This is a genomic window from Evansella sp. AB-P1 (genome assembly GCF_029688925.1).
In the GTDB taxonomy this organism is placed as follows: domain Bacteria; phylum Bacillota; class Bacilli; order Bacillales; family Salisediminibacteriaceae; genus Evansella.
Genome location: NZ_JARUKY010000038.1, coordinates 1 through 6,888, shown reverse-complemented (window position 1 = coordinate 6,888; position 6,888 = coordinate 1). Strand labels below are relative to the sequence as shown.

The 6,888-nt window shown below is 32.2% G+C and carries 7 protein-coding genes; 6 read left to right on the top strand and 1 reads right to left on the bottom strand.

Annotated features, from left to right (window positions below; genetic code table 11):
• Positions 1-209: 209 nt before the first annotated feature.
• The 5 genes from QA612_RS22370 to QA612_RS22350 all read left to right on the top strand — a co-directional run bounded on the left by QA612_RS22370 (position 210) and on the right by QA612_RS22350 (position 4,125).
• The gene (locus QA612_RS22370) at positions 210-605 is read left to right on the top strand and encodes an uberolysin/carnocyclin family circular bacteriocin (protein WP_278286051.1); all 396 of its coding nucleotides are present in this window, start codon (positions 210-212) and stop codon (positions 603-605) included.
• 93 nt (positions 606-698) lie between these two features.
• Positions 699-1,352 carry a YIP1 family protein gene (locus QA612_RS22365; protein WP_278286050.1) on the top strand — a complete coding sequence of 218 codons (654 nt, stop codon included), beginning with the start codon at positions 699-701 and terminating at the stop codon, positions 1,350-1,352.
• Between the two features lie 24 nt (positions 1,353-1,376).
• Entirely contained in the window at positions 1,377-3,029 is a 1,653-nt protein-coding gene (locus tag QA612_RS22360) for a M48 family metallopeptidase (RefSeq protein WP_278286049.1), read from the top strand.
• Positions 3,001-3,576, top strand: a complete 576-nt coding sequence (locus QA612_RS22355; RefSeq protein WP_278286048.1) for a stage II sporulation protein M — start codon at positions 3,001-3,003, stop codon at positions 3,574-3,576. The genes QA612_RS22360 and QA612_RS22355 overlap by 29 nt, the downstream gene beginning before the upstream one ends.
• 24 nt (positions 3,577-3,600) lie before the next feature.
• Positions 3,601-4,125: a hypothetical protein gene (locus QA612_RS22350; protein ID WP_278286047.1), complete on the top strand. Its 525-nt coding sequence runs from the start codon at positions 3,601-3,603 to the stop codon at positions 4,123-4,125.
• A 273-nt stretch (positions 4,126-4,398) separates the two neighbouring features.
• Here the strand turns inward: QA612_RS22350 and QA612_RS22345 are convergent, their stop codons facing one another.
• The gene (locus QA612_RS22345) at positions 4,399-5,013 is read right to left on the bottom strand and encodes a WG repeat-containing protein (RefSeq protein WP_278286046.1); all 615 of its coding nucleotides are present in this window, start codon (positions 5,011-5,013) and stop codon (positions 4,399-4,401) included.
• Between the two features lie 438 nt (positions 5,014-5,451).
• Here QA612_RS22345 and QA612_RS22340 point away from each other — a divergent pair, with 438 nt between their 5' ends.
• Entirely contained in the window at positions 5,452-5,928 is a 477-nt protein-coding gene (locus QA612_RS22340; RefSeq protein ID WP_278286045.1) for a CarD family transcriptional regulator, read from the top strand.
• The last annotated feature ends 960 nt before the right edge of the window (positions 5,929-6,888 follow it).

The following is a 6,888-nucleotide window of genomic DNA, read 5'->3' as shown; positions in this document are numbered from 1 at the left end:
CTCGCCCCCCTCGCCCCAACTCCGTTCTTTTTAGGACAAAATTCACAGGAAAAAAATACAATTTTTTACACAAAAACCAAAAATGGTTCCCGTTTTATTTCAATTATGCTGAAATTTGGTATGCTTTCAAGTGGATTTAATATTTAAAATATTCATATTATATCTACTTTAAAGCTACTAAAAAATAATGTAGAAAGGAGGTAAAAGAAATGGAAATGATTAAAGGAAAGAAACGAGTACTTAGTATATCATTTCTATGTATGATGGCATTCTTATTAATGGCTAGTTCAGTATTTCTGCCTGCAAATAATAGCTCTCAATCCGTAACTACTAATGTGGCAGTGGCAGAATATGAAGCTTCTAGTGCTGAGTTACAGCTAGCAAGAGTAATTAATAACCACACCAAATACACTTGGAATCAGTCTCAGTCTTACGCTAGTAGGATAGTTAATATGGTTATGGTGGGATCAGATATTGCAGCTGCTGTTAGTATTGTCTTAGGATTCCTATCTTTTGGAGTCGTTACTGCGATTACCTGGGCAGCTAGAATGTCACTTAAATGGTATATTAATCGAAAGGGCAGACGAGAAGCAGTCCTTTGGTAATTATCGATGCAGAAGTAGTTCTGAATTTTCAGAACTACTTCCGTAGTAATATATTATTGTTCCGGGATTTATTTAGGAAGGAGGCTATTAAATGTGCAATTAAGTGTAAGCAAAAGCTCATTTTCCCAAATCATGTTTGATCCTACTGTCTTATTCGAGCATGTTAAACAAAAACCTAAACCATTGTTTCCAATTCTATTAGTTATATTAACAGCGTTATTATTAAATACAGGGACTTTTCCATATATACAACAAGAAATCAACCAATTTTTAGAACTTGAAACGTCCAACTCGAATAGCATTGTTATGTTTTCAATAATGACATTTATACTCTGTGGTGGATTTTTAATTGAATTAATCATTCACTCTCTAATTATTTACTTCATCATTGCCTTAGTTTCCGTTGATGTTCAACATTTAAGAACTATTTTTAGTATTATTGGATATAGTTGGTTTCCAATTCTAATTAAATCTATTTCCTTCATTATCATCATTATTATGACAGGAAATATATTTGAACCACAAGGTTTAAGAGTGCTATTTCCAGGAATAGAAAATGGAATAGTAGCGATATTATTAAAAAATATTGATATTTTTATTCTTTGGCAATATTTTTTGATTTATCTTGGGGTAAAAGTACTTTTAAAGAATCAACATTGGATGCTTTCCGCCTCCATCACATTGTGTGCGTTTCTTATAAGCATTTGCTTTAAAATTCTACCAGAGATAGTAATGATGTTAATATAACAGACAATAATGCGGGGGAAATATATGTTTAAGAAATTTATGCTTTGTTATTTCGTTGCTGTAGTAGCAACTATTAGTATTATTGTTGTGGAAATTGGTGTAAGATCTGCAGTCCTCTCTCCTTTCATTCTTTTAGAGTCTAAAGTAGAAGAGGAAGGAACACAAAAATATCTTACCGGCTATTCTTCCATTCAAGGAGATTATTTTTTAACAATCAAACCAAAGCAAAATGAAATGATAATGAAAGACAAGGAAAGTAGTTTTAACGTAATTAATAAACAATTTGTTTATCAAAAGTTTAATTCTGTTGGAAATGGTGAAATGAAAGGCCCTGAATTAGAGTTGGTAACAAGAAATGGTATTATCCCATCTTTTTCAAATGAGACCAACATAGCCGAGAAAGACAGGAACCTTTTTTTTCAAACATATGTTATCTCTAAGAATGATCAGGTTAATAAGCTAGAATTAGATAATATGAAGCTATCTACTGCACACAATGATACTTTTAGTATTGTTATTTATGTCCTCTCTTTTCTTATTGCGGGGATAATCACATTTTTACTAAATGTCAAAAAATCATTAAGAAACCTATTTACTCTGTTCTTTCCTTTCTTGACAGCACTCATCCTACCATTAGGATTAAATTATTTTTATACTTTAAATTTTTTCTTAATTAAGACGGATTCCTATATTTATAGTATGTTATTTTCAATATTTTTACCTACTTTAGGGTCATTGCTTATTACGACTAATGTTTTTCAATTAATGACTGATAAAAAATCTATCAAAACGGAAGAGAATGTTCCTGAAAATCAAAAGTCTAGTAGCTTTTTAGAATTCAATAAAAGAGAGAAATTAGTTCTCTTGTTCACTTTTACTATAGGACTCTTATATTTTTTGAGTTATTATTTACTACCTTTGTCATTACATATAAAAATGATCAGTAATGTAGGTTGGTTTATTTGTTGGTATTTATCAATGACTTTCCTTTTTATGATAGGGTATACCATTTTAGATCGTTATATAGGTAATTTTGAAAATATCACGATGACCAATACATTTCAACGAATGCAAGGAGAAATTGAGAAAAGCACTAATTCCAATGTACAACTATTTAAAAAGAGAGATTCGAAAAATGAAACAAATGCTTGGGTTTATAGTACGAATCCATTTACTGTTAAATCAATAAAAATCTTTGTTACAGAAGGTCTTTTACAACATTTTGATATGAATGAAACCAAAGGTGTACTCCTTCATGAAATTGGTCACATCAAGTTGAAACATAATAGATACATCCTTTTATTAACATGTATTATTGCTTTACTGATTAGTACAACAATATTTTACTCACGTATTCTATTATTATCATTTGGGTGGTGGCATTATATTCTATTGTTTCCCATCGGTGTAATTGGATTACTTATTCTTACAGAGTGGTTGCCTAATTTTGTTAGTAAATTCTTTGAACATCAAGCGGACGCATATGCAGTAAATCATTTAGAAGATAAAGAAATTTATGTTGATACTTTATTGAAGCTAAGTAAGATGAATGAGGATGAAATGGACAATGCAATTCAAAAAAGGCGGAATTGGAAGGAATCACATCCTACATTTGAAAAAAGAGTAAATTATATAAAGGATTTGATCGATGTTGATAATGATGAAAGAAGCAGTTAAAGAAATGTATCAAAATAATAAAGGACCATTTTATCTTTCTACTTTTGGTTTATTTTTTAGTTTTTTCGGTACGATCATTTATATGAATATATTTTACAATGCTTCAATGGAGATCCCTAGCGGTGTAAATACTGCCCCAAATGAATCTACATATCAAGAAATTGTATGGTATGAGATTTTTATTCATAATTTTATGATTCTCATTCCTATTATTATAGGGATAATTTCATTAGGATTTATTTCTTTTTTGTATATTTGTTTTCAGGGGAATCTGTTAGGTTCTTCTATTTTCTTTCTTTCAAAAGAGTTACCTGTATCCTTGATCATGAAATATACAATTTTCCATGGAATTTTTGAAATGCTTGCAGTCATTATCGTAGGAACTTTAGCCTTAAAACCACTCTTTGTTATTTTCGGTCATATTTTTTTTAACAAACCTTTTTTTAAAAGGAAAGATATAAAGGAAATGATAGTATTATTCATCCTTTTCATTTTACTTTTATTAGTTGCAGCTTTAATAGAAGGATTAATTACTGTGAATCTTTAAACCAACTGTTTGTGAGGTTAAAAAGTGAAGAAGATCATATTAATAATGACAAACCGTACGAGGTATATAGTAAACAAAATGCTCTACGATAATAACAAACCAGTGACGAAAAAACGATCATTTCTCGCAGCTTTTTTATCTATCGCCATTCTTATACTCTTTTTTGTATTCTTAAATTCTATATTAAATTTTACCTTTAATTTCCTTACGCTACATTTATCTATTTTATCCTTAGATGAAAAAGTACTGTGGACGCATGCATTATTGTTGGTATTTTTATCAACGATCATATTTAGTGATATATATAATACATACTATCGCTTTTTCACTTCAAATGATACTGATTTCCTTATGCAACTCCCACTTTCTATGGGAGAAGTACTAGTTGGGAAAATAATTGAAAGAACATACCTTAAAGTTATTTTAACTTTCATGATCCTTGTGTTTATCATCTATAAATCAATGCGGTCAAACAGGGACGGTTCCGATCTGCCTGGTAAACGGGAAACACACCCCTTCAAACCTCATGACGTCGGGAGCATTTTTTAAAAAAATGTTGATCCCCCTTCCCTCCCCACTTTCAAAGAAAGACATCGTACCTTAATGCAACATTACTCAAAAGAGTAAAAGACCCTTTGAAGCTATTAAACCTACCAATATAGAAAGCCAGCCCTGTTGTGATGCTGCAATAGCAGTAGCACAACAGGACTGGCTATTTTCTTCGGCAATTACATATAAATATAAAATCACTTTCCTGTTCAACACAAAGTTACCACAACACAAAACGGGACAAGGTCCCTGTCCCTCATGTCCCACCGTCTTTTATAGTATAATTTTTGTATGAATTGTTTCTATGATTCTCTCTTTTATATGGAGGGTTCCACCTTTAACATTTTTTCTTGGATAATCAACAAAAAATTCTCCTGTAGAAGCATACCGAGTGTTGTTTCTTAATGCCGTGACATCATATTTCTTTTTAGCTACATTAGTAAAAATAGGCGGAATCCAAATATCCCCATTCTCATTATAGATTACCCATAAACCATTTTCTCGCATTGCAATATAATTTGCATCAAATACAGCTGCTTCTTTGATTAAAGGGACTACAATATTCTTCGTTTTTAAATTAAAGACTCCAATTTTACCATTATTTTTTATTGTTGCAACATTACCATTAGATGTAACGATCGCATCGTATTGAATGGGTAGTATCATTTTTCCCTCACTAGAAAATAACCCCTTCTTCAAATTTTCAGTAACAATATAATAACCGTTATCATGTTCCACAGTGTCATATTTCACAGGGATAATAACTTTTCCTGATTTTTCAATAATGCCTCTATTACTACCCTTAATCGCTAAATACCGTTCGACACCATTAACCCAAGTATCTTCCCAAATCCTGTCGTAATCCAATCCCTTTATTTTTACTTCCATCACATGCCCTCCACCTAAAATTTAAATTTTCTTTTCAGTTTATCATTCTTCCAATTTATATTCTAGAATACTCCGTATCTGTCTCCTTTTGCCTTGACCCTTCGGTTCTTCTAGAGCTAACCATATAGAAAACCCACCTTTTTGTGAATCTGCAGAAGCAGTTTCGCATAAAAACTGGCCTATTCCTTTAAATATCAAATCCTATGAGTAAATTAAAACCCTACTCACCTACTCCAAACCTATCGCATCATCAGTACCTCAACAACCGACTCACACGAACCGTCCCCACGAGTTACTACAACACAAATCGGGACAAGGTCCTGTCCCTCATGTCCCTTTTTTAAAAATAAACTTGTTGACAAAGAAAATAACATTATGATAAAATTAAAAATTTGATAATAATCTATCCATATGTTATGATTATGAAGGTTACCATATATGGAGGTGGATTATTTGTTTCAAATTGGCGATAACATTGTTTATTCAATGCACGGAGCAGGTATAATTAAAGCCATAGAAGAAAAGGAAATCTCAGGGGACAAGCAACAGTATTATGTCATAAAAATGTTTATCGGTAATATGGAAGTCATGATTCCTACGGGTAAAACATTGAGTTCATGTATACGCCCTGTTACTGACATAAATGCATTAAAACACATCATACACATTTTTCAACATGGAGAATCAGATAGATTACTGCCATGGAAACAAAGGTATAAAATGAATATGGAAAAAATAAAAACGGGTAAAATACAAGATTGTGTTGAAGTTGTACGTGATTTAAATCGTATGAAGAAAGAGAAAGCACTTAATACAAGCGAAAGAGAAATGTTTAATAGCGCACATGGATTTTTGATTAGTGAACTGAGATTAATTAAAGGGATCACTGACAATCAAATAAAAAGTTTCTGTTAAAATTAATTATTGATAACGTATTACATCTCCCAAATATATCTTCTATTTTTCAGGAATATGTTTATTAATAAACATAAAACTCTTCAAAGACACCCAATTTCTTAAACTCACTTTTAGACCGTTAACCTCTTTTGTTATTTCTACAATCTAATCCAATATTATTTGAAGCTTCATCAAATAACTCATAAAATAGTCACTTGATTTTTGCAATCCTGAATCACACAGGCACGGACAAGGATCCGTAAAGATGAAAGAGAGGTAGGGCTTTCATTGTTTTAGGTATACAATATATAATTTAAGTTATTATTTCTAGAAGAAGTAACAACGGTAACACCATATTGTCAACTATAAAATGGTTTCCATACCAGGAGACCATTTTTTTAACAAACCCCTTCCACCAATGACACCTCCATGTACATCAACAACCTACTCACAAGAAGAAGGAAATTTTGAGATAGCTGTCGAATATTAAGTACAAAAACTAAAAAAACTTCCTTCTTGCTAGGGCACTCAAAAATTTTGCGATTATAATCAAAGTTACAATGATCTTACAATAATTTAGTATAGACTCATTACTTAGAGCTTCAACTTCCGAATGTCCCCTGATAGAACCTTCCCCACGAGTTGCCACAACACAAAACGGGACAAGGTCCCTGTCCCTCATGTCCCATAGATTTGCTCGCCACTCTTACTGTTCCAACCCTAAACTTTCTCTGTGTAAAGTTGGGCTGCCGTGGCTTTTACTTCCAAGCAGAACGCGGTTCGTTACCTCCCCACGCATTGGATATACTAGTCATCCGATTTTCAGCCTTGTCGGCTGCTCCCGAACCTTCCCTATGAGTTTCCCTGTTCAATATTAAAAGCCAGCCCTGTTGTGATGCTGCGGTAGCAGTAGTACAACAGAGCTGGCTATTTTCTTAAGCAATTAAATTTAAATTTGGTAATTGGGACAAGGTCCCT

Bases quoted from the DNA above. Each gene is read 5' to 3' on its own strand.
- QA612_RS22360 (WP_278286049.1), top strand. From the start codon at position 1,377: ATGTTTAAGAAATTTATGCTTTGTTATTTCGTTGCTGTAGTAGCAACT.
- QA612_RS22340 (WP_278286045.1), top strand. From the start codon at position 5,452: ATGGAGGTGGATTATTTGTTTCAAATTGGCGATAACATTGTTTATTCA.
- QA612_RS22355 (WP_278286048.1), top strand. From the start codon at position 3,001: ATGTTGATAATGATGAAAGAAGCAGTTAAAGAAATGTATCAAAATAAT.
- QA612_RS22345 (WP_278286046.1), bottom strand. From the start codon at position 5,013: ATGGAAGTAAAAATAAAGGGATTGGATTACGACAGGATTTGGGAAGAT.
- QA612_RS22370 (WP_278286051.1), top strand. From the start codon at position 210: ATGGAAATGATTAAAGGAAAGAAACGAGTACTTAGTATATCATTTCTA.